The sequence below is a fragment of the Micromonospora musae genome (genome assembly GCF_003626545.1).
In the GTDB taxonomy this organism is placed as follows: domain Bacteria; phylum Actinomycetota; class Actinomycetes; order Mycobacteriales; family Micromonosporaceae; genus Micromonospora; species Micromonospora musae.
In genome coordinates, this window is sequence record NZ_RAZS01000001.1 from 136,970 (window position 1) to 159,942 (window position 22,973).

The 22,973-nt window shown below is 73.1% G+C and carries 19 protein-coding genes; 9 read left to right on the plus strand and 10 right to left on the minus strand.

Going from position 1 to position 22,973, the window contains the following annotated elements:
• Positions 1 to 111 precede the first annotated feature (111 nt).
• Complete coding sequence (locus D7147_RS00640; protein ID WP_120673285.1) at positions 112 to 5,019, plus strand: SCO7613 C-terminal domain-containing membrane protein; 4,908 nt, start codon at positions 112 to 114, stop codon at positions 5,017 to 5,019.
• 99 nt (positions 5,020 to 5,118) lie between these two features.
• Here the strand turns inward: D7147_RS00640 and purE are convergent, their stop codons facing one another.
• The 6 genes from purE to mca all read right to left on the minus strand — a co-directional run bounded on the left by purE (position 5,119) and on the right by mca (position 12,967).
• Complete coding sequence (gene purE / locus D7147_RS00645; protein ID WP_120673286.1) at positions 5,119 to 5,610, minus strand: 5-(carboxyamino)imidazole ribonucleotide mutase; 492 nt, start codon at positions 5,608 to 5,610, stop codon at positions 5,119 to 5,121.
• 41 nt (positions 5,611 to 5,651) lie between these two features.
• Positions 5,652 to 6,827, minus strand: a complete 1,176-nt coding sequence (locus D7147_RS00650) for a 5-(carboxyamino)imidazole ribonucleotide synthase (protein WP_120673287.1) — start codon at positions 6,825 to 6,827, stop codon at positions 5,652 to 5,654.
• Positions 6,828 to 6,957: 130 nt separating this feature from the next.
• Positions 6,958 to 9,000 (minus strand): thioredoxin domain-containing protein, encoded by a 2,043-nt coding sequence (locus D7147_RS00655; RefSeq protein WP_120673288.1) that lies wholly within the window; start codon positions 8,998 to 9,000, stop codon positions 6,958 to 6,960.
• 29 nt (positions 9,001 to 9,029) lie between these two features.
• On the minus strand, positions 9,030 to 11,519 hold the full coding sequence (locus D7147_RS00660; protein WP_233562903.1) for a putative bifunctional diguanylate cyclase/phosphodiesterase: 2,490 nt from the start codon (positions 11,517 to 11,519) through the stop codon (positions 9,030 to 9,032).
• 221 nt (positions 11,520 to 11,740) lie between these two features.
• The gene (locus D7147_RS00665; RefSeq protein ID WP_120673289.1) at positions 11,741 to 12,034 is read right to left on the minus strand and encodes a hypothetical protein; all 294 of its coding nucleotides are present in this window, start codon (positions 12,032 to 12,034) and stop codon (positions 11,741 to 11,743) included.
• A gap of 48 nt (positions 12,035 to 12,082) precedes the next feature.
• Complete coding sequence (gene mca, locus D7147_RS00670) at positions 12,083 to 12,967, minus strand: mycothiol conjugate amidase Mca (protein ID WP_120673911.1); 885 nt, start codon at positions 12,965 to 12,967, stop codon at positions 12,083 to 12,085.
• A gap of 192 nt (positions 12,968 to 13,159) precedes the next feature.
• Between mca and D7147_RS00675 the strand changes: the two genes are divergently transcribed.
• Together D7147_RS00675 and greA are read left to right on the plus strand one after the other, a co-directional pair.
• Positions 13,160 to 13,597 carry a DUF4307 domain-containing protein gene (locus D7147_RS00675; RefSeq protein WP_120673290.1) on the plus strand — a complete coding sequence of 146 codons (438 nt, stop codon included), beginning with the start codon at positions 13,160 to 13,162 and terminating at the stop codon, positions 13,595 to 13,597.
• A 249-nt stretch (positions 13,598 to 13,846) separates the two neighbouring features.
• Positions 13,847 to 14,344 carry a transcription elongation factor GreA gene (gene greA / locus D7147_RS00680; protein ID WP_120673291.1) on the plus strand — a complete coding sequence of 166 codons (498 nt, stop codon included), beginning with the start codon at positions 13,847 to 13,849 and terminating at the stop codon, positions 14,342 to 14,344.
• A gap of 87 nt (positions 14,345 to 14,431) precedes the next feature.
• On the opposite strand, the gene ilvA is transcribed toward greA, so the two are convergent.
• The 3 genes from ilvA to D7147_RS00695 all read right to left on the minus strand — a co-directional run bounded on the left by ilvA (position 14,432) and on the right by D7147_RS00695 (position 18,300).
• Positions 14,432 to 15,652 (minus strand): threonine ammonia-lyase, encoded by a 1,221-nt coding sequence (gene ilvA, locus D7147_RS00685; protein WP_120673292.1) that lies wholly within the window; start codon positions 15,650 to 15,652, stop codon positions 14,432 to 14,434.
• A 79-nt stretch (positions 15,653 to 15,731) separates the two neighbouring features.
• Positions 15,732 to 17,141, minus strand: a complete 1,410-nt coding sequence (locus D7147_RS00690; RefSeq protein ID WP_120673293.1) for an amidase — start codon at positions 17,139 to 17,141, stop codon at positions 15,732 to 15,734.
• Between the two features lie 16 nt (positions 17,142 to 17,157).
• The gene (locus D7147_RS00695; protein ID WP_120673294.1) at positions 17,158 to 18,300 is read right to left on the minus strand and encodes a cystathionine gamma-synthase; all 1,143 of its coding nucleotides are present in this window, start codon (positions 18,298 to 18,300) and stop codon (positions 17,158 to 17,160) included.
• Positions 18,301 to 18,392: 92 nt separating this feature from the next.
• Here D7147_RS00695 and D7147_RS00700 point away from each other — a divergent pair, with 92 nt between their 5' ends.
• The 3 genes from D7147_RS00700 (at position 18,393) to msrA (ending at position 19,964) form a co-directional block, all read left to right on the plus strand.
• Complete coding sequence (locus tag D7147_RS00700; RefSeq protein WP_120673295.1) at positions 18,393 to 18,719, plus strand: hypothetical protein; 327 nt, start codon at positions 18,393 to 18,395, stop codon at positions 18,717 to 18,719.
• Positions 18,720 to 18,799: 80 nt separating this feature from the next.
• Positions 18,800 to 19,219, plus strand: coding sequence for an HIT family protein (locus D7147_RS00705; protein ID WP_120673296.1), 420 nt, complete (start codon positions 18,800 to 18,802; stop codon positions 19,217 to 19,219).
• Between the two features lie 76 nt (positions 19,220 to 19,295).
• Positions 19,296 to 19,964: a peptide-methionine (S)-S-oxide reductase MsrA gene (msrA, locus tag D7147_RS00710; RefSeq protein WP_120673297.1), complete on the plus strand. Its 669-nt coding sequence runs from the start codon at positions 19,296 to 19,298 to the stop codon at positions 19,962 to 19,964.
• Positions 19,965 to 19,977: 13 nt separating this feature from the next.
• On the opposite strand, the gene D7147_RS00715 is transcribed toward msrA, so the two are convergent.
• On the minus strand, positions 19,978 to 20,484 hold the full coding sequence (locus D7147_RS00715) for a YxiG-like protein (RefSeq protein ID WP_120673298.1): 507 nt from the start codon (positions 20,482 to 20,484) through the stop codon (positions 19,978 to 19,980).
• 277 nt (positions 20,485 to 20,761) lie between these two features.
• Between D7147_RS00715 and D7147_RS00725 the strand changes: the two genes are divergently transcribed.
• The 3 genes from D7147_RS00725 (at position 20,762) to D7147_RS00735 (ending at position 22,887) form a co-directional block, all read left to right on the plus strand.
• Entirely contained in the window at positions 20,762 to 21,118 is a 357-nt protein-coding gene (locus D7147_RS00725) for a YciI family protein (RefSeq protein WP_120673299.1), read from the plus strand.
• Positions 21,119 to 21,449: 331 nt separating this feature from the next.
• Positions 21,450 to 22,367, plus strand: coding sequence for a ribonuclease Z (locus tag D7147_RS00730; RefSeq protein WP_120673300.1), 918 nt, complete (start codon positions 21,450 to 21,452; stop codon positions 22,365 to 22,367).
• A gap of 10 nt (positions 22,368 to 22,377) precedes the next feature.
• Complete coding sequence (locus D7147_RS00735) at positions 22,378 to 22,887, plus strand: GNAT family N-acetyltransferase (protein ID WP_120673301.1); 510 nt, start codon at positions 22,378 to 22,380, stop codon at positions 22,885 to 22,887.
• Positions 22,888 to 22,973 lie beyond the last annotated feature (86 nt).

Here is a 22,973-nt window from a genome sequence, read left to right on the forward strand (position 1 = left end):
CCTCTTCCCGGCCGGCTCGTTTGTCCTGGACCCGCCGACAACTGTCGAAAATCGCGCCGGATTTGGGCATGCTGCGACAGTGAGGGTCCACAGTGCGGGTGGGGGGATGTCGTGGCGACCTTTCAGTGCTCGGCGTGCGGTCGGGAGATCAAACCGGCCGACCGGTGCCCGCACTGCGGCGCCGACCAACCACAGTGGGTCGAGCACCTGGCGGAGATCGAGCGGTCCATCGCGGAGATGAAGGCCCGCGAGGCCGCCATCGCCCGGGAGCAGCGGCAGATCGCCGCGAAGATGCAGGCCGCCCTCTTCCAGCGGGACATCCTCGCGCACGCCGGCGAGGAGCGGACCAAGCAGGCCACCCGACCGCACCGGGTGCTGCGCCGCCGTCCCGGCCGGCGTCCACCGACCGCCGCCACCGGCGCGCCACCCCGCGTCCCCCGGCAGGGCACTTCACCCGGCTCCGCCGAACCACCGCCGCCGCCACCGCCGGTGACCTGGCTGGACGTCGACGACCCCGAGCACCCGCCGGAGGCCTCCTCGCGGGAGGTGCAGAACATCCCGCTCGGGCTCGGCGCACTGCTGCTCGGCGTGGCCGCGGTGGTCTTCGCCGCGGTGGCGACGAGCTCGATGGACGCGCTCGTACGGCTCGGCATCCTGCTCGTCGCCACCGTGCTGCTGCTGCTCGCGCCACCGGTGCTGGCCCGGCGTGGGCTCACCTCCACCGCCGAGACCATCGCCACGGTCGGTCTGCTGTTGGTGCCGCTCGCCGGGTACGCGCTCTGGGCGGTGGACCGGATCGGCAACGGCGGCGCCTCCGGCACGGTCTTCGCCGGGCTGATCCTCCTGGTGACCGCCGCCGTCTCGATCGGCTACGCCGCCTGGACGGGGCTGCGCGCACCCCGCTTCGCCACCGTGCTCGCCGCCCAGCCGGTGGTGCCGCTGCTGGCGTACGACCGGATCACCGGACCTTCCGGCTGGGCCCTGGCACTGACCGTGGTCGCGCTGCTCGACCTCTGGCTGGCCCGCTCCGCGGTGGCCGTGGAACGACCGGTCCGGCGCGACCTGCCGGAGCCGTCACCCACCTCCCCGGCAGCCCCGCCCACGCCCCGGCAGCGCCCCGCCGAGACCCGTCCCGAGGGCGCGCCGGAGGAGGCCGGCGAGACCGTCGCGGCAGCGGATCCGGCGGCCGTCGACTCCCGGCCCCGTCCGGTGCCCGGGCTACGCGGGCTGACCTGGGTGCTGCACGGGATCGCCGTCGCGATCGCCCTGGCGTACGCGGTGACCGCCCTGCTCCGCGCGAGCACCGTGCCGGCGGCCACCGCCGCCGGGCTGGTGTTGCTGCTCGCTGCGGTCGTCGGGATGGCCGGAGCCCTCGCGCTGCGCCGCCCGCCCCTGCCGGACCTCGGCGCGGGCATCCTCACCCTCGCGGTCATCGGCGCGTTGAGTCGGGTCGCCTCGGTGGCCCTGCCGGGTCGCGCGCTCCTGCTGATCGCGGCGGTCATCGCGATCACCGGCCTGGCCGTCCGGGCCCTGCCGGAGGCGGCCCGACGCGGCCCGCAACTCGCCTCGGCAGTGGCGCTCACGGTGAGCGGGCTGCTGGTCGCCGGGAACGCGCTGCGCGCCGGGGTCGCACCGGTGCGCGCCGCGCTGCCCGCCTGGACCGCCGACCTCGACCGCTACCCCGCCGAGCTCGCCGCCGCGGTCGGCCCGGCCGCCTGGCAGCTGGCTGCGAGCGCCTTCCTGCTCACCGTCGCCGCGGTGCTGGCCCTGCCGCCGGAGATCCGCCGCGAGTTCGCGGTGGCGGGCGCGGCGCTGACCGCGCTGGCCGTACCGGCGTCGTTCGGTCTGAGCTGGACGGTCGCGCCCTGGCCTATGGTGCTGGCGGCGGTCGGCCTCGGCGTGGCCGGCCTCTCCGCCCGCACCCCACGGGCCGCGCTGGTGCACGGATTCGGCGCGGCGGTGGTCGGCCTGTTCGGGGCGGGCGCCGCCCTGGCGCGGCCCACGCTGACGGCCGCCGTGCTGGTGGTGCTCTTCCTCGCGGGCGTCCTGGTCGCGGTGGCCCCCCGGATCCGGATCGCACCGGCACCGGCCGACATCGTCTCGGCGTGGGCGGCCGGCGGCGCGGCGTTCGCCCTGCCGGGGGCGGTGGCCGCGTTCGTCGCCGCCACCACGCCGGCGGATCCGACTCCCACCCCGGCGAGCCTTCGTGAGGCGACCGTCCCGGTGCTCGCGGCGGCCTTCCTGGCGGTGTGCGTGACCCTCGGGTACGCGGCGATCGTCCAGGTGTCGCAGCGGCACATTCCGGCGCCGCTCGCCGTCGGCACCGGGCTCGGCGCGCTGGTGGTGACGGCAGCCGCGTTCGGTGCTCCCGGGGCCACCGTGGCGGACGCCTGGGTCGGCGCGCTGCTGCTGGTCGCCGCGGTGCTGCTCTTCCTGGCCCCGTCGATCGACGCGGGCCGTCGCTCCGACCGCACCGTGGACGGATCGGACCTCGCGGCCGCCGCGGTGACCGCCGCCCTGATCGCCACGTTGGTCCGGATCGCGGCCGTACTCGCCCCCGGCGGGCAGCTCGCGGTCACCGCCGCACTGGTGCTCGTGGTGGCCGTCGCGGCACGGGCGATGCCCGAGGAGTGGCGGCGCGGCCCGATCCTCGGCATCGCCGTGGGCGGCCTGCTGATCGGTCTGGCGGCCGGCTGGATCGCGCTGCGCGGCGGGGTCGGTGTGCTCGCCACCCCCGGTCCGATCTGGAACGGTGATCTCTCCGACTGGCCGGCCGCGCCCACCGGAGGCTCCACCTGGCAGGCGCCGATCGCCCTGGGGCTGCTCGCCCTCGCGGCCGCCGTCCTCCTGCCCCGACCGTGGCGCTACGACGTCGCCGGCGTCGCCGTGGTGCTGGCCACCATCGGCGCGCCGGCCGCGTTCGCGTTGCCGTGGTGGTCGCCGGTCCTGGTCGGGGGCATGGTGGCGGCCGTCTTCGGGATGGCCGCCACGGCGTCCTTCGATCCACGGGCCGCGCTTTCCCGGGCGACGATCGCCGGGGTGGTGGCGCTGCACGCCGCCGGCGCCGGACTGGTCCGGCCCTGGACGACCGCGCTCTCACTCTTCAGCATCGCGCTGATCGGCGTCGTGGTGGCCGTGCTGGCCCGCAATCTCGCCGGAACGCTGGTGGAGGACGTCGAGACCGAGGGCATGCCATCGCACCTGGCGCAGATCGGCGGCGCCGCCGCGGGCGCCACGTTGCTCGCCCTGCCCGGCGCGCTCGCGGCGCTGGCCGCCGAGTTCGGCCACTCGGCGCAGGTGGTGCTGACGGCGGCGCTCGCCGCGTCCAGCCTCGGGCTCGCGGCGGTGGCGGCGGCCCGCCGCCGCATCCCGCAGTACCTGCCCTGGGCCAGCGTGGCCGTGGTCGGCGGCGCGACCATCAGTGCCCTGGCCGCGTTCCCCACCGGCCTAGCGGTCGGCGTGTATGCGGCCGCGGCGGCGCTGCTCGGCGTACTTGCCGAGCTGGTCCGTGCGGCCACCGCTCCGCCGACCGGCGCGGCAGAGCCGGTACGACGGTGGTCGGTGCTGCTGGACGGGGCGCTGCGCCGGTTCGACGGCCCGGAACAGCGCCGTTGGCGGGTCAGCCCGGCCGCCGGGGCGTTGGCCGCGGCCGTGCTCCCCACCGCGCTGGCGCTCGCCTCGATCGCCGAGGCCCTGGCGGTGGCGCTGGTCGAGCCGCACCGGACGCTGACCCGGATCTGGCAGGGCCCACCGCCGGAGCTGCTCACCCCGCCGCCGGGGGCGGCGGATCCCACGCACGTGCTCACCGCGCTCCTGCTGACCGCGACGGCGACGCTCGCGGCCACCGGCTTCAGCGGCGGTCGGCGTGCGCGAGCGGTACCGGTGGTGCTGCCGGGCGCGGCGATCACGCTGCTCATCGCTCCGACAGCGTTGGGCAGCGGCTGGCCGGCGAGCGCCCTCGCCGCGCTCGCCGTCTTCACCATCTCGATGCTCGGGCTCGCCCTGACCCCACCTCCGCCGCTGGTCGAGCCGGCCCGCTCACTACGCCTGGCCCGGGTGCTGGTCTTCGTGATCGGCCTGGCGGCGGGCGGTGCGGGACTCGCCGGCAGCCTCGCCACCCGGGAGCTGACCCTCTTCACCCTCGGCGGAGCGGTCGGCGTCGGTACGGTGGCCGCGCTCTTCGGCACCACGCAGCGCGCCCGGATCCTGGGCTGGCTCTTCGCCTCGCTGATGGCGCAGCTCTTCGTGCTGACAGCCGGTCTCGTCGCCGGACTGGCCGCGGTCTGGTCGGCGTTCGGGGTCCTCGCGGTCGGCGCCGCGTTGCAGGTCTTCGCCGCCATGCTGCCCCGGCTGCGCCGTCCGGAGGCGCAACGCGAGGCGGCCACGGTGGAGTGGAGCGCGCACGCGGCCGCGCTCATCGCGCTGGCGCTGGCGTTCGACTCGCCCCGGCACATCGCCGCGCTGCTGGCGGCGTGGGGCGCGGTGCTCGGGGTGGCCGCGACGCGACCCAACCGGCGGCCGGTGGAGCGACGGATCCTGTTCTGGGCGGTGGTGGTCTGCGAGATCACCGCCTGGTGGATCCTCATGCGGGTCGCCGACGTGGCGCTGCCCGAGGCGTACACGCTGCCGTTCGCGGCGCTGGCTCTGCTCGTGGGGGTGCTGGAGCTGCGTCACCGCCCCGACCTGAGCAGCTGGGTGGCGTACGGTCCGGCGCTGCTCGCCGCGTTCGTGCCGAGCCTCGCGATCGTGCTCGCCACCGGCTCGACCACGCTCCGGCAGGTGCTGCTGCTGCTCGGCGCGGTCGCGGTGCTCGTCTTCGGCTCGTCGAGCCGGCAGCAGGCCCCCGTGATCGTCGGCGCCACGGTCACCGCGATCACCGCGATCCACGCGCTCTTCGCCTTCGGTCCGTGGCTGGCGCTGATCCCGGTCGGGATCCTCCTGCTGGTCCTCGGGGCGAGCAACGAGCGCCGCCGCCGGGCTCAGGAACGCCTGCAGACCGCGCTGCGCGGCATGCGATGACATCGGAGGGTCACAACGGGCGCCGTCGAGTGTGAGCAGAGCACGCCGGGCCGATGCACGCCCTGCGCCGCCTTCGGCCGGTGCAGGGCTCAGCGCGGGTCAAGAGAGGCTGGCCTGCAGCTTCGCGTCCTTCTCGTTGATCATCTGCTCGAGGTTCTCCTGGAAGGAGGCCATCCGCCCACGCAGTTCGAGGTCGGTGGCGCCGAGGATGCGGACCGCGAGCAGGCCGGCGTTGCGGGCGTTGCCGATCGACACCGTGGCGACCGGGATGCCCGCCGGCATCTGGACGATGGAGAGCAGCGAGTCCATCCCGTCCAGGTGCGTGAGCGGCACCGGCACACCGATCACCGGCAGCGGGGTCACCGAGGCGACCATCCCGGGCAGAGCGGCGGCGCCGCCGGCCCCCGCGATGATCACCTGCAGGCCCCGCCCGGCGGCGGCCTGGCCGTACTCGATCATCTTCACCGGGGTGCGGTGGGCGGAGACCACGCCGACCTCGTAGGAGACCCCGAACTCGTCGAGGACCTCGGCGGCGGCCTTCATGGTCGGCCAGTCCGAGTCACTACCCATGATCAAACCGACGGCGGTCACGCTCTTCTGCCTCTCATCGACGGAATCGGAAGCCCGTCCGCTCACTCGCGACCCTCGCGCAGCCAGCGCGCCGCGCGTACCGCGCGTGCCCGTACGTCGTCCAGGTCGTCACCGAGCACCGTGACGTGTCCGATCTTGCGGCCCGGGCGGACCTGCTTGCCGTAGAGGTGCACCTTCGCGCCCGGCTCGGCGGCGAAGAGGTGGTGCAGCCGCTCGTCGATGGAGATCCCGCCCGGCTCACCGCCGAGCACGTTCGCCATGACCACCACCGGCGCGGCCAGCGAGGTGTCCCCCATCGGGTAGTCGAGCACCGCGCGCAGGTGCTGCTCGAACTGCGACGTACGGGAACCCTCGATGGTCCAGTGCCCGGAGTTGTGCGGCCGCATGGCCAGCTCGTTGACGACGATGCCGGGCCGCCCCGAGGCGTCGGTCACCTCGAAGAGCTCGACCGCGAGCAGGCCCACCACGCCGAGCGAGGTGGCCAGGTCGATGGCGAGCTGCTGGGCGGCGAGCGCCACGTCCTCCGGCAGGTCCGGCGCCGGGGCCAGCACCTCCACACAGATGCCGTCGACCTGCACGGTCTCCACGACCGGGTACGCGGCGACCTGCCCGAACGGCGAGCGCGCCACCTGGACGGCCAGCTCCCGTCGCAGCGGCACCCGCTCCTCGACGATCAACTCGGTGCCACCGGCGAGCAGCGTGGCCGCCAGCTCCGCGGCCTGCGCCGCGTCGGTCACCATCCAGACACCCCGGCCGTCGTACCCACCGCGGGCGGCCTTGAGCACCACCGGCCAACCCGTCTCGGCACCGAAGGAGACCAGCTCGTCCGGCTCGCCGATCGGCCGCCAGGCGGGCACCGGAGCGCCCAGCTCCGTCAGCCGCTCCCGCATCGCCCGCTTGTCCTGGGCGTACCGCAGCGCGTCGGCCGGCGGGTAGAGCGTCGCACCCTCCGCCGCAAGGGTGCGGATGTGCTCGTTCGGCACGTGCTCGTGGTCGAAGGTGACCACGTCGCAGCCCTTCGCGAAGGTGCGCAGCGCCGCGAGATCGGTGTGATCGCCGTACTGCACGTCCGCGGCGACCAGCGCGGCACCGTCGTCCGGGGCCAGGGCGAGGACGTGCAGCGACTGGCCGAGGGCGATCGCGGCCTGGTGGGTCATCCGGGCCAGCTGGCCACCACCCACCATGCCGACAACAGGCAGACCGGTACGGGAATCCATAGCGGCGCAAGCCTATCCGGGCGGCTGCTCAGGGCCGCCTCCGGATGGCGAATCGCACGTTCGGCCGCCGCGACGGGCCGGAGGCCACCGGAGCCTGCTAGCCCCGGCAGTCCGGCCCGGCCGGCCTCGCTCAGCGCCGGCCGAGCTGCGCCACCAGGTCGTCGACCTCGTTGACGGGGCGCTCGCAGACGAAACCCCGGCAGGCGTACGCGGTGGGCCGTCCGTCGACCATGGGACGCTCGGCGAGCAGCGGCACCCCCGGCTGGTCGCTGCGACCCGCCACGATCACCGCCCCGGGCGGCGCGTGCCGGTGTGCTGCCGAGAGCAGCGGCTCGTCGTCCGGCTGGTCGGTCACCACGGCGATCTCGTACGGCCCGGAGACGAGCGCCTCGCCGACCGTCGCCGCGTACCCGGTGAAGCGGGCGTGCCGGGCGACGATCGGCGCGACGGTGGCCAGCGCGGCCTCCGCCGCCTCCCGGTACCGCGGCTGGCCGGTCAGCGCCGAGTACGCCACCAGCGCCGCGACGATCGCCGAGCGGCCGGAGGGGGTGGCGTTGTCGGTGGGGTCCGCCGGCCTGGTGACCAGCCGTTCGGCGTCGTCGGCGGTGTCGTAGAAGCCACCGCCCGGAGCGGCGAACCGGTCCAGCGCGACGTCGAGCAGCTGCCCGGCCAGCTCCAGCCAGCGCCCCTCCCCGGTGAGCTGGTGCATCGCGCAGAACGCCTCGGCGACGCAGCCGTAGTCCTCCAGGACGCCCGCGGGCTCGCCGACGACGCCGTCCCGGGAGACGCGGCGCAGCCGCCCGTCCACGATGTGCGCGGTCGCCAGGTGCTCGGCGGTGTCGCGCATCGCGCCGTCGGTCACGATGACGACGCCGTCCATCAGATTGACGTCCTCGTCGTCCGGGTTCGCGTAGACCCTGGCGACCTGCTGGAACTCGGCGAGCGCGGTGACCGCCAAGCCGTTCCAGGACGCCACCACCTTGTCGTCCCGGGCCGGCTGCGGGCGCGTGTCCCGGGCCGCCAGCAGCCGACCGACGACGCCCCGCCAGCGGGCACGGATCTCCGGGTCGGCGTCGTCCACGTCGCGGGCCAGCTTCAGCACGCTGGCACCGTGCTCGAAGGTGCCGGACTCGGTGACACCGAACAGGTCGGCGGCCCAGCGGCCGTCCTCCTCCCCGAGCGCCTCGACGAGCTGCTCCGGCGTCCAGACGTAGGTGAGGCCCTCGACGCCCTGGGTGTCCGCGTCGAGGGCGGAGGCGAAGCCTCCCCCCGGCCGGTGCAGCTCGTCGGCGAGGAACCGGGCGACGTCCCGGGCCACCCGCCGGGCCAGCCGGTCTCCGGTCAGCCGCCAGAGCTGGGTGTACGCCCGCAGCAGCAGCGCGTTGTCGTAGAGCATCTTCTCGAAGTGCGGCACGGTCCAGTGCGCGTCCACCGAGTAGCGGGCGAAGCCACCGGCCAGTTGGTCGTAGATGCCGCCCCGAGCCATCGCCTCGCAGGTGTGCCGGACGATCTCCAGACTCCGCGCGGAGCCGGTGCGCTGGTGGTGGCGGAGCAGGAAGAGCAGGTTCATGTGCGGCGGGAACTTCGGCGCGCCGCCGAACCCGCCGTGCGTCTCGTCGTACTCCGTGGCGAGCTGTGCGGCCGCCGCGTCGAGCAGGTCGGCCTCCAGCGGCGCGGTGGGACCGCCCACGGCCTGGGCGCCGCCGATCGCCTCGACCACCGCGGCGCCCTGGCGCACCACCTCCTCCCGCTGGTCGCGCCAGGCGGCGGCGACCGACTGGAGCAGGCGGAGGAAGTTCGGCTTCGGGAAGTAGGTGCCGCAGAAGAACGGCGTGCCGTCGGGCGTGGCGAAGACGGTCATCGGCCAGCCGCCCTGGCCGGTCATGGCCTGCGTGGCGGTCATGTAGACCGCGTCGACGTCCGGACGCTCCTCCCGGTCCACCTTGATCGAGACGAAGTCGGCGTTCATGACGGCGGCGACGGAGTCGTCCTCGAACGACTCGTGCGCCATCACGTGGCACCAGTGGCAGGCGGCGTAACCCACCGAGATGATCACTGGCACGTCGCGGCGGCGTGCCTCGGCGAACGCCTCCTCGCACCAGGGCCACCAGTCGACCGGGTTGTCGGCGTGCTGGAGCAGGTACGGGCTCGTGGCGTCGGCGAGTCGATTCACCTGACGACCATAACCAGGCGACCTGGGGGCTAGGAGGCGCCGTCGGCCCGAAGCGGGAAGACGTTGGGGCGGGCCTCGTCCAGCAGGGTGCCGAGGACCGCGCCGATCTTGTCGGCCGGCATGGGCTTGAAGAAGTGGTAGCCCTGGGCCGCGGTGCAGCCCAGCTCGGCCAGGGCCAGCCGCTGCTCGGCGGTCTCCACCCCCTCGGCCACCACCCGTAGCCCCAGCTCGTGCGCGAGACCGACGGTGGTCCGTACGATGGCCGCCGCCTCCGGCGAGTCGGCCATCCGGATCACGAAGGAGCGGTCCACCTTCAGCTCGTCGACCGCGATCCGGGTGAGGAACGTCAGCGACGAGAAACCGGTGCCGAAGTCGTCCACGGCGAGCTGCACCCCCATCGACCGCAGGGTGGCCAGCACCTCGTCGATGACCTCCAGCTCGCTCATCACCACCGTCTCGGTGATCTCCAGCACCAGCCGGTGCGCCGGCACCTGGTGGCGGCGCAGGGCCTCGGCGATCTCACCGGGCAGGCGAGGGTCCAGCAGGCTGCGCGCGGAGAGGTTCACCGAGATCGGGACGTCCAGCCCCTCCCGGGCCCAGCCGGCGGCGACCGCGAGCGCCTTGTCCAGCACGTACCGGGTGAAGGTGCCGAGCTGTTCGCTGTTCTCCACCGGCCGGATGAACTCGACCGGGCTGAGCCAGCCGCGGCGCGGATGCCGCCAACGGATCAACGCCTCGACCCCGGTCGGCGCCCCGGTGGCCAGGTCCACCGCCGGTTGCAGCGCCAGGACGAGCTGGTCGTCCACCTCGAGCGCCTCGCGCAGCTCGGCGAGCAGGGCGAGCTGGTCGGTGCTCGCCGCGTCGCGGGTGCTGTCGTACCCGGCGACGTTGCCGCCGCCCTCCTTGGCCTGGTACATGGCGATGTCGGCCCGGCGCAGCAGCTCGGTCAGGTCGGCGGCGCCCGCGTCGGCCACGACCACGCCGACGGAGACCTCGACGGACATCCGCACCCCGGCGATCTCGGTGGGCGCGGCCAGCCGCTCGGCGATCTCGCGCGCCTGACGCAGGGCGTACGCCATCGGGGCGTTCCGGTCGCCGACCACCGGCACCGACGTCAACAGCAGCGCGAACTCGTCGCCGCCGAGCCGGCCGAGGAGGTCCCCTGGGCGGGCGAGCGCGCCCAGCCGGTTCGCGGTGAGCCGCAGCAGCTGGTCGCCGGCCACGTGCCCGAGGGTGTCGTTGACCTCCTTGAACTGGTCGATGTCGAGCAGCAAAAGCGCCACCGGGTGGTCGTGCGCGAGCTGCCGCAGCGTCTGGTCTCCCCGGCTGAGAAGGGCCGCCCGGTTCGCCAGGCCGGTCAGCGGGTCGTGCACCGCTTCGTACGACGACCGCGCGGTGACCTGACGCAGCTCGCGGTGCGTCGCCGCATCGTGCAGCGCGGCGGCGAGCGCGTCACCGAACGCGGCCACCGCGTCCCGGTCGCGCCCGACGGGCGGCGCCGACCGGGGGAACCGGACCCGCAGCCGCCCGACCGGCAGGTCGCCGACGGCGAGCGGACGGACGAGCTCGTGCTCCTCGGGCTCCGCGGGCCCGGGTTCGGCGACCTCCCGGTCGACGAGACCACCCGCCGCGTCGCCCCGGTAGCGCCACCAGCTCCCGTCTGCACGGGCCACGTCGACGTCGACCAGCTCGGCGTGGAAGAGGGCGAGCGCGCCGGCGACCGCCGCGCCCGCCACCCCCCGCTCGTCGAGCTGGTTGAGGGCGGCGGTGGACTCGGCGAACGTCCGCCAGGTGCGCTGCTCCTGGTCGGCCCGGAGCCGGTGCCGGTAGGTCTGCTGGAGCAGCCAGAGCGGTGGCGGGAGGAGCAGCAGCCAACGCGCGTCGACGTGCAGGAGCACCACCACGACCAGGCCGACCGCCACGTTGCCGACGAACATCAGTAGCTTGCCGCGGAGCGCGGCCAGCAGCGGGGGCCCGATCGGCACGCCGAGCCGCAGGCCGAGCGTGACCCCGCTGAGCCAGGCGGTGACGAGCAGGTACGTCACCGCGCCGGCGATCATGGCGGCGGAGAGCCCGGGCGTCGGGGTGGCGAGCAGCGGGTGCCCGAGGGTGGTGGTGACCGCCACGGCGAGCGCGGACGCGGCCGACAACGACGCCGCGATCCGGACGGTCTCCAGCACCGGCCGCCGTTCGCCGTAGGCCGAGAGCGCGGACCAGGCGAGTCCGGCGCCGATCAGGGTGGCGGACGGGATCCAGCCGGCGGGCACCAGGTAGAGGCAGATGATCAGTGCCGCCTCGCCCCAGCTGATGCTCACCATGCCGGCCGGCGCACGGAAGCGCAGCCGGGCCAGCTGGGCGAGGGCGAGTACGGCGACGGCGATGCCGTAGCGGGCGGGGGCGGGGAGCGGATCGTCGACGGGCAGGCGGTGCGGCAGCGTCAGACCGACCACCGCGGCCACGAGAGCTGTCACGGTGACCGCCGCCGTGAGCACGAGCACCCGGGGCGGGTTGCCGCGCAGCCCGAGCCGGTCGGCCTGCTCGCCGGCCTGGCCGGAGGTCACCGACCCGCTCCGCGGCCCGGTGCGCACCCGGTACGACGGGCAGCCGCTGCTGTGACGGTCATCGGCGCCCCCTCCCGCGCACGGTTCGGGGACGCGTGGTCCCCCCGGCGAGAGGCTAAGCCAAACCCGGTGGCCGCAACAGGGGTCGACCGCCGGGTTCGGCGTGATTCACGCTCGGACTACCCGTTTCGGCGCTGCTGGTGCCCGGTGGGAGCCTCCGGGGATGAATCCTGTTCCTCACTCCCGTCCGTCGGATCGACGGCCACCGCGTCCGCCTTGCCCGGATCGCCCACCGGACCCTGTTGCGGGAACCGATCGGGCAGTCGGCGCAGCCGAGCGTTCATGTTGCGGATCAGCAGGACGGTGGCGGTGCCCAGCACCAGGATCAGGAGCAGACCCATCGGGCCGGCCAGGCCACCCGTGCGGGTGTCCCCGAAGTTGTTCTCCGCGAGCACCTGGGCAGCGGTCAGCATGGCGTTCCTCCGATGTGCGGTTGCCCACCAGCGTAACGCCGTCCCAGATCAGCGGGCATGCGCCGTCCCGCGTACTCCGGCGAAGAGGTCCGACTCGGGCAGCTGGCTCTCGACCAGCGAGCGCGCCAGGTGGAAGTCCTCGGTCGGCCAGGCGTTCTGCTGGATCTCCATGGGCACCCGGAAGAAGAAGCCGTCCGGGTCGACCTGGGTGGCGTGGGCGCGCAGCGCGTCGTCGCGGACCGGGAAGTACTGCGCGCAGGGCACCCGAGTGGTGATCTCCGGACGCTGCTCGTCCGGGTTCTCCTCCCAGCGCTTGAGCCAGTCCTGGTAGGGCGACTCCAGCCCGGCGGCGAGCACCGCCTCGTGCAGCGCCATGATCTTCGCCTTGGAGAAGCCGATGTCGTAGTAGAGCTTGAGCGGCTGCCAGGGCTCGCCGAGCTCGGGGTAGCGCGCGGCGTCACCGGCGGCCGCGAAGGCCTCGACGCTGATGTTGTGGCACATGATGTGGTCGGGGTGGGGGTAGCCGCCCCGCTCGTCGTACGTGGTGACCACGTGCGGGCGGAACTCGCGCATCAGCCGCACCAGGGGCCCCGCGGCCACCTCGACGTCCTGGAGCGCGAAGCACCCCCCGGGCAGCGGCGGCAGCGGGTCGCCCTCGGGCAGGCCCGAGTCGACGAAGCCGAGCCACGCCTGCTCGACGCCGAGGATCGCGCGCGCCGCGTCCATCTCGCCGCGGCGGATCTCCGCGATGTTGGCCCAGACGTCGGGTTGGTCGAGCTTCGGATTGAGCACGCTGCCGCGCTCACCGCCGGTGCAGGTCGCGACGAGGACCTCCACGCCCTCGGCGACGTACTTGGCCATGGTGGCGGCACCCTTGCTGGACTCGTCGTCCGGGTGTGCGTGGACGGCCATGAGGCGTAGCTGTTCTGCCAACGTCGGCACTCCTCGTCTGGGGCGGCCGGTCGGCCCCGAAGGCCGGTGACCTGCCATGATCCTCCGCCCGATGACACCGGACGGTCACCTCCGGTGGCCGACCTGCCATGCTTGACGCCGGGCCGGGCTGGGAGGATGGACTGAGCCATTCTTGCTGATGCCACTGACAACGACGCCAGGAGATACCCGCCGGTGAGCGAGACGCACACCACAGTTGCCCCGGAAGCACCGGTGTTCCCCGCCGGACGGTACGGCCGCCGCCGGGAGCCGGGCCGTCGCCGCTCGAAGGTTCCGGCCATCGCGGCGCTGGTCGTCCTACTGGCCGCGCTCAGCGTGATCTCGGTACGTCTCTACCGCCAGTACGGCGATCCGAACTACGACGCCCAGGTCATCACGTACACGGACATAACCGACAATCAGCTACGGCTCGACTTCCGGGTGACCGTGCCCTCCGGCGGCTCGGCGGTCTGCCTGCTGCGTGCCCGCGACCGGGCCGGCAACGAGGTGGCCCGCGAGCAGACCACCGTGACCGCGGCGCCCGGGCAACGGCACGTCACCGTCCAGCACCGGATGACGACCACCGGACGGGCCTTCATCGGCGAGGTGCTGCGCTGCCGCCCGCCGGCCTGACCGCGTCGCCGACCCGCCGCTGACGGCCCTCGCCCGGGGGCCGGCCGAGGGTCTCGCCACTCCCCGAGGCCCCTGCCTGACCAGCCCGTACGCGGCTGACGCGCAGCGCACGGGCCGACGGAGGACCATCCTCGCAACCACCTGCCGAGGCGATCCGCCGGTGGTGTTCGTGGCCACCTCGTGTCGTATCGCACTGGTAACTTGGAGATTCACCTGTCGTCCAGCCCCGCACAACTGAGGAGACCGCCTGTGTCCACTGGCAACGAGGCGCCCGCCACCTGGCTGTCGCAGGACGCTTACGACCGCCTCCAGGCCGAGCTCGACGAGATGATCGCCAACCGCCCGGTCATCGCCGCCGAGATCAACGCCCGGCGCGAGGAGGGCGACCTGCGCGAGAACGGCGGCTACCACGCCGCCCGTGAGGAGCAGGGCAAGGCCGAGGGGCGCATCCGCTACCTCCAGGAGCTGCTGCGCACCGCGAAGGTCGGCGAGGCGCCTTCCGCCGACGCGGTGACGCCCGGCATGGTGGTCACCATCTACTTCGACGACGACAAGGACGACACCGAGACGTTCCTGCTCGGTTCCCGCGAGATCTCGTCCACCACCGACCTGACCGTCTACAGTCCGGAGTCGGCGCTCGGCAAGGCCATCCTCGGCGGTCGCGCCGGGCAGACCTGCACCTACACGGCGCCCAGCGGGGCCGACATCAAGGTGACCGTGGTCAAGTTCGAGCCGTTCGGCGGCTGACCCCCGGGCCGGCCGGCCCCTGCGTACCGTCCTGCGAGGCGTGACACCGACAGGTGTCACGCCTCGTCGGCACGGAGCACCTGATGCTCACGCCTCGCCGGCGAAGACCACCTGGTAACCGCTCGCCCGCAGCGCACTGATCAGAGTGTCCGAATGCTCCACACCGCGGGTCTCCACCGAGAGCGCCACCTCCACCTCGCCGAGGTGCAGGTGCGGGTGGGCACGCTGATGCACCACGTCCACCACGTTCGCCCGGTGCTCGGCGATCTCACCGAGCAGCGAGGCGAGCTGACCGGGACGGTCCGAGCAGCGCACCGTGAAGCGCAGATAGCGGCCGGCGGCGGCCAGGCCGTGCTCGATCACCCGCATCATCAGCAGCGGGTCGATGTTGCCGCCGGAGAGCACCGCGACCACCGGCGCCTCCACCTGCACCACACCGGCCAGCAGCGCCGCCACACCGACCGCCCCGGCCGGCTCGACCACCTGCTTGCCACGCTCCAGGAGCATCAGCAGCGCCCGGGAGATGTCCTCCTCGGAGACGGTGACCACCTCGTCCACCAGCTTGCGCACGTGCGTGAAGGTGAGGTCACCGGGCCGCCCCACGGCGATGCCGTCGGCGATGGTGCTGAACGCCGGCAGCCGCACCGGCTCCCCCGCGACCAGGGAGGGCGGGTAAGCGGCCGCGCCGGTCGCCTGCACCCCGATCACCCGTACGTCCGGACGCAGCGCCTTGGCGGCCACCGCGATCCCCGAGACCAGGCCACCACCGCCGACCCCGGTGATGATCGTCTTGACGTCCGGGCACTGCTCGAGGATCTCCAGCGCCACCGTGCCCTGGCCGGCGATCACGTCCCGGTGGTCGAACGGGTGGATGAAGACCGCCCCGGTCCGTTCGGCGAACGTCTGCGCCGCCACCAACGACTCGTCGACCGTGTTGCCGATCAGCTCGACCTGCGCCCCGTACCCCTTGGTGGCCGCCACCTTCGGCAGCGGCGCGTTCACCGGCATGAAGACCGTGGCGTGCGTCCCCACCAGGCCGGCGGCGAGCGCCACCCCCTGGGCGTGGTTGCCGGCGCTCGCCGCGACCACCCCCTGGGCGCGCTCCTCCGCCGACAACCTGGAGATCCGGACGTACGCGCCGCGCACCTTGTACGACCCGGCCCGCTGCAGGTTCTCACATTTGAGCCAGGTCGGACCGCCGAGCGCGGCGCTCAGCGGCCGGGAGGGCTCCAGCGGGGTGGTGCGGGTGACGCCGGCGAGCAGTTCCCGCGCGGCCCGTACGTCGGCGAGACCGACCAGTTCCGTCATGCCCCGATCGTGCCACCCGCCGGTTTGGCTCCCGGCGGCGACGCCCGGGAAGGTCAGCGCCGCCGGCCGGCTCGAACGATCACGCGACTGCGGGTGACCCCGTACCGACCCGGGGGTAGCCGGGGGCGTGCCGGGGCCACGGCGACTCCATCTCGAACTGCCCGGCGACGCCGAGCAGCAGCAGCTCCGAGCCGGGCGGCCCGATCAGCTGCACGGCGACCGGCAGCCCGTCCGGACGGCGCCCCACCGGCACCACGATCGACGGCAGGCCGGCGATGTTCCAGGGCGCGGCGAACGGGGCGTACCGGATGTTGGCCGCCATGTTGGCCCGCCACGAGCGCGACGACCAGCCGGCCGCCTCCGGCGGCGGAGCGGCCAGCGCCGGGGTGAGCAGCAGGTCGATCGAGTGGTCGCTGAAGAAGCCGACGGAGCGGACCCGCCAGGCGGCCCGGTCGGCCTCCCGCACGTACCCCCGTCGCTGCGCCCACTCGCCGAGCGCGACGTGCCGGCGGCTGCGCTGCTGAAGGCTGCGCCGGTCGACCCCGCTGGCCCGCACGTCGGCGGCGGCCGCCGCGAACCAGGTGGCGATCCCCTGAAGGCCGAGCCGGGTCGGGTAGACCGGGTCGGCCGGCACGGTGTCGTGGCCGGCGGCGGCCAGCAACCGCCCCGCCGCGGCGACCGCGTCCCGGTTCGGCGCGTCCGGCGACACACCGCGCACCGGCGAGCGGAGCGAGACGCCGACGCGCAGCCGCTGGGGCGGCACCAGCTTCTCCGGACGCCGCCCGGCCAGCACCGAGAAACCCACCGCCGCGTCGGCGACGGTGGTGGTCAGCACGCCGTGCTCGGCGAGCCCGAACCAGTCGTCCGCACCGAGCTGGGACGGGATGACCCCACGGCCGGGCTTCAGCCCGACCAGGCCGCAGCAGGCGGCGGGGATACGGATCGAGCCGAGACCGTCGTTGCCGTGCGCCATCGGCACCAGCCCCGCCGCGACCGCGGCCGCCGCGCCACCGGAGGAGCCGCCCGGAGTACGTCGGGTGTCCCACGGGTTGCGGGTCACCGCCGTCTCGTCGTCGGTGAGCGCCCAGAGGCCGAGCTCCGGCATCCGGGTCACCCCGAGGATCACCGCGCCGGCCCCGCGCAGCCGGCGGACCACCTCGTGGTCGGCCTCGGCCACCGGCGTACGCACCGCGGCCGACCCGTTCCAGGTGGGCAGGCCGGCGACGGGGGTGTTCTCCTTCACCGCCACCGGCACCCCGGCCAGCGGAAGGTTGGCGAGATCCTCCTCCTCGTCGACCTTCTCCGCCTCGGTGATCGCCTCCCCGCCGCGTAGGACGCGGAACGCGGCGAGGTCGGCGTCGGCCCGCGCGATGTGGTCGAGGTGGTCCGCGACTACCTGGGTGGCGGAGACGTCACCCCGCCGTACGCCCCGGGCGACCTGCTTGGCGGTCGCCCCGACCCAGGTCGGCATGATGTCCTGCACGGCCACCCTCCCCAGCCAGCGGTCAGCCCAGCGCCTGCTCCAGATCGGCGAGCAGGTCGTCGACCGTCTCGATGCCGACAGACAGTCGCACGAGATCGCCGGGAACTTCAAGCGGTGAGCCCGCAGCACTTGCGTGTGTCATCCGGCCCGGGTGCTCGATCAGCGATTCCACCCCGCCGAGCGACTCGGCGAGCACGAACAACTTGGCCCGATTGCAGATCTCGACGGCGTGTTCCTCACCGCCCGCCGCCCGGAACGAGATCATGCCGCCGAACCGGCGCATCTGCTTCGCCGCGACCTCGTGGCCCGGGTGCGAGGGCAGCCCCGGGTAGATCACCTGCGCCACCTTCGCGTGCCCGTCCAGGTACGCGGCGAGCCGCTCGGCGTTGTCGCAGTGCCGGTCCATCCGTACCCCGAGGGTCTTGATGCCCCGCAGGGTGAGCCAGGCGTCGAACGGGCCGTTGACGGCGCCCATCGCGTTCTGGTGGTAGCGCAGCTCCTCACCCAGCCCGGCGTCGGCGGTGACCAGCGCGCCGCCGACCACGTCGGAGTGCCCGCCGACGTACTTCGTCGTGGAGTGCACCACCACATCGGCGCCGAGCGTGATCGGCTGCTGCAGGTACGGCGAGGCGAACGTGTTGTCGACGACCAGCAGCGCCCCCGCGTCGTGCGCGACGGCGGCCAGGGTGGCGATGTCGGCGATGCCGAGCAGCGGGTTGGTGGGCGTCTCCACCCAGACGAGCTTGGTGCTGCCGGGACGGATCGCGGCGCGGACCGCGTCCGGGTCGGAGACCTTGGCCGGCGTGAACTCCAGGCCCCAGCGCTGCTGGACCCGGGCGAAGAGACGGTACGTGCCCCCGTACGCGTCGTCGGGGATCACCACGTGGGAACCGGGCTCGCAGACGGCACGCAGGAGGGTGTCCTCGGCCGCCAGACCGCTGGCGAAGGCGAGCCCGACCTGGCCGGCCTCCAGCGCCGCCAGGCAGTCCTGGAGCGCGTCCCGGGTCGGGTTGCCCGAGCGGCTGTACTCGTAGCCGAGCCGCGGCGCGCCGACCGCGTCCTGCGCGTACGTGCTGGTCTGGTAGATGGGTGGGATCACCGCGCCGGTGCGGGCCTCGGGGTCCTGGCCGGCGTGGATGGCGAGCGTCTCGAAGCCGTGACTCATTCCCGTGACGTTAGTCCGCCGGCCCCGCCGACCGGGCGCAACCCAGCGCGTCGCGTCCGCGCGCTCTCCTACCGGTCGGCGATAAGGGCCCGGTGACCTCGACCGCCCTCCCCTCCCGCCTGATCGGTGCGGCCGATCGCATTCCGGCCTCGCTCGCGGAGCTGGCCGGTCCCGAGCACGGCCGGGTCGAGCTTCCGGTACGACTGGCCTGGTCCGGCCTCAGCAGATTCGACGTCGGTGACCCACGGCAGCGGCTGACGCTTTATCGGACTTTGATGGACTGCGGCCAGCGCGAGGACATCTCCCGCTACGTCAACTCGGAACTGCTGCGTCGAGACTGGCCACGGATGCGCCGGCTGACCGCCCGGCGACTGATCTCGCTCTGGGAACGGCGGCTGCCCGAGCTCGCCACCGCCTGATCGACACCCTGCACCGCCGGCTGGTCGAGATCGCTCGACCCGGCCTGATCCCACCGGCGGGCCCGGCATAGCCTGGCCGGATGGCGGGCTGCGTCTTCTGCGGGATCGTGTCGGGTGAGCTGCCCGCGATGCGGGTGACCGACGAGGCCGACGGGGTGGCTTTCCTGGACACCCGGCCGGTCTTCAAGGGGCACGTGCTGGTAGTGCCGCGTCCCCACCTGGTGACGCTCGCCGACCTGCCGCCGGAGTCGCTGCCCGGGTACTTCGCCCTTGTCCGGCGGCTCGCGGTGGCGGTCGAGGCCGGTCTGGGCGCCGGTGGGACCTTCGTGGCGATCAACAACAAGGTGTCCCAATCCGTGCCGCACCTGCACACCCACGTCATTCCCCGGACCAAGGGCGACGGCCTGCGCGGCTTCTTCTGGCCGCGCACCCGCTACTCGGACGACGCCGAGGCGCAGGAGTACGCCGACCGGATCGCCGCCGCGCTCGCCACCGGGTGAGCCGAGGCGCAGCGGGTAAGGATGGGGCACCCCGCGGTGTTGCACGTGCTGGGAAAGCCATGAGAGGAGTCCCACTGTGTTCCTGCGCCGCATGAAGGCCGAGATGATCTCCGCCGACCAGGCCTTGCCGGGCCGCCTGATCGCGATGCCGGTGGCCGACCGGCACGAGGTCCTCGGTACTCCCCTGAAGGGCCCCTTCCCCGAGGGCAGCCAGGTCGCCGTCTTCGGCATGGGGTGCTTCTGGGGAGCCGAGCGGCTGTTCTGGACCCTGCCCGGCGTCATCACCACCTCCGCCGGCTACGCGGGCGGCTACACGCCGAACCCGACGTACGAGGAGGTCTGTTCGGGTAGGACCGGCCACGCCGAGGCGGTCGAGGTGGTCTACGACCCCTCGAAGATCACCTACGAGGACCTGCTGAAGGTCTTCTGGGAGAACCACGACCCGACCCAGGGCATGCGCCAGGGCAACGACGTGGGCACCCAGTACCGGTCGGCGATCTACGCGACCACCGACGAGCAGCTGGCCACCGCGACCGCGTCCCGCGACGCGTTTGCGCCGATCGTGGCCCGCGCCGGCAAGGGTGAGATCACCACGGAGATCGACCGGCTCGGCACGTACTACCTGGCGGAGGATTACCACCAGCAGTACCTTGCCCCGACGAAGAACCCGAACGGCTACTGCAACCACGGCCCAAACGGTCTCAGCTGCCCGGTCGGAGTGGCCCGGGTCAGCGGTACGCACTAGCCCACATCGCGACCTAGAAAGGGGGACCTTGAAGTCCGGTCCCCCTTTCAGTCACAACGAAAGGTGCGAACCCGACGTCGACCGTGTCGACGGCCAGGTCCGAGAAGACCAGGGAGACGTTGTGGCCGTTCGTCCCGATGACGGCTTCGTGCAACGGGAGATCTAGATCTTGTGACCACCGCTCCGCGTCGGGCGAGTCGGTCAGCAGTCTCATACCCGGGTACAACTCCTGCCACTTGACGCCCCACACGTATCCGTCGAGGTCAACGCCCTGTTCATAATCAACGAGCCGCTCGTCGAGTGATTCTTTCCAGACGGCGGGCGGTACGGCGGAGGTGGCCACGGCCCGGACGCAGTACTTGAACCGGTACCTCAGGTGCTTGGGCGCGATTCCGGTGTGGGGGTCGGCGGTGGCGTAGATGAAGACGTCGTAGTCACGCATATGGTCGGCGAAGCCGTGGAACACGATGGCTTGATCGAATACGTCCTCGAACGCGGCCCGGATCTCGGCAACATCCACGTCCGCATGATCGCATCAACGGTGAACCGCCCGGGCTGAGCCATCTCCGGGTCTTACGAAGTACCACATCGTCCGCCAGAGTCGAAGAACCCGAACGGCTACTGCAACCACGACCCGAACGGTATGACCTGCCCGGTCGGCGTCGCCCAGGATGCGCACCACCCTTCCCCGCCAACATCGACGTGGAAATCTCCGGCCCGAGGTGTCGCATCGGCCCGACGCCGTTCGTAGCGAAGATGGGGCGAACAGAGGGTCCGCCCGAGACGAGGGAGCAGACATGGCCGAGTACCTCATCTACTTCAACCAGCAGTGGGTGGGCGACCACACTGAGGAGTGGTTTCGTGGGCGTGGGCCACTCGCCGCGGCGGTCGTGGACGAGATCAAGGCGGCCGGGGCGTACGTGTTCGCCGGGGGCCTGGAAGAGGACGGCCCCGTCTTCAGTGCCGACGCCACGAGCGGCACGTTGATGTTCACCGACGGGCCCTACGTCGAGACCAAGGAGTGGCTGGGCGGGCTGACCGTGGTGGACGTGGCCGACGAGGAAACGGCCCGGATGTGGGCCGGCAAGATCGCGGAAGCCTGCGGCTGGCCCCAGGAGGTCCGACGGTTCGGGCGGCAGCCCGAACCCCGGTGATGAGTGAGGGCGCGCATTCCCGGCCGGCATGTGATCGAAATCCGTTGCCGAGCCGCGCGGGGAGTCGATAGCGTGGCCGTACACGCGAAAGGAGGTGGTCCAGACTTGTATAGCAATCGGACTCGTGAGGTGGCTGTCCGCTAGCCGCTGTCCTCGACAGTGATCACGTCCGTCGCGAGGCGGGCACTGCACCATCGTCGAGACCGTGTGGCAGCGGTGCGGCGAAACCACGACAGCCACCCGACCCCCGGGGCGCCGGCCCAGTCCAGCCGGCCCGCGCGCAAGCGCGGACGCCCCGGGGGTCGCTTCATATGCAGCGAAGGGGTACGCCGTGTCGATGCGCGAGCTGGTGGTGCTCGGGACGGCCAGCCAGGCGCCGACCCGGTCGCGCAACCACAACGGGTACGTGCTGCGCTGGGACGACGAGGTGATCCTCTTCGACCCGGGCGAGGGCAGCCAGCGGCAGCTGCTGCACACCACTGTCACCGCGACCGACCTGACCCGCATCTGCGTCACCCACTTCCACGGCGACCACTGCCTGGGGCTGCCCGGCACCATCCAGCGGCTCTCCCTGGACCGGGTGCCGCATCCGGTGGCGGTGCACTTCCCGGCCGGTGGGGCCGAGTACTTCGCCCGGCTGCGCCACGCCACGAGCTTCTACGAGACCGCCGAGCTGCGGGTCGAGCCGATCGAGGCCGACGGGCAGCGGATCGAGCTGGGCTGCGGCACGTTGGAGGCCCGCCGACTGCGCCACCCCATCGAGACGTACGGCTACCGGCTGGTCGAGCCGGACGGCTGCCGGATGCTGCCGGAGAAGCTGGCCGCGTACGGCGTCAACGGTCCGGCGGTCGGGGAGCTGATCCGCGCCGGACACCTGGACCTGGACGGACGCCGCGTCACGCGGGACGAGGTGAGCGTGCCCCGACCGGGGCAGCGGTTCGCCTTCGTGATGGACACCGGTCTCTGCGACGGGGTGTACGCCCTGGCGGAGCAGGCCGACCTGCTCGTCATCGAGTCGACCTTCCTGGAGTCGGAGACCGCGCTCGCCGCCGAGGTCGGCCACCTCACCGCGGGTCAGGCCGCCCGGGTGGCGACCGAGTCGGGCGTACGCACGCTGGTGCTCACCCACTTCTCCCAGCGTTACGCCGACCCGCGCCGGTTCCTCGACGAGGCGCGGGCGCACTTCGACGGCGACCTGGTGATCGCCGAGGATCTCGCCACCGTTCAGGTTCCTCCCCGCCGCGGGTAGCCTCGGCCCGGTGACCGTCACCCTTCGCCCGGCGACCACCGACGACCTGATGGCGGTCGGCGCGCTGCACCGGCGCTCCCGCGTCGCCGCGTACTCCTCGTTCCTGCCGGCCGAGGCGCTGGCCGAGCCGACGGCGGAGGCGATGGGCCGCTACTGGGTCGAGCGGTGGGGCTGGGAACGCGACGACCACCTGATGACCGTGGCCGAGCGGGACGGCGAGCTTCTCGGCTTCACCTACCTGGGCCCGGACGACGAAGGCGACCCGGCGACCGGGCTGCTGAACGCGATCCACCTCGACCCGGCCGAGCGGGGCCGCGGGACGGGCCGGGAGCTGATGATCGACGCGCTGGCCACCATGCGGAAGTGCGGCCGGCGGCGGGCGGTGCTCTGGGTCCTCGCGGAGAACGCCTCGGCCCGGCGCTTCTACGAGCGGGGTGGCTGGTCGCCGACGGGCGTCGAGCGCGAGGAGTTGATCGGTTCCGCGGTCACCGCGCAGCTCCGGTACGCCCGCGCGCTCTAGCCACGAAGATCCGCGCAACTTCGGTGGGGTAAGTGCCTCCGCTCGGCGTGAGGCCACTACTTCCCCGAAGTTGCGCGGATCTTGAT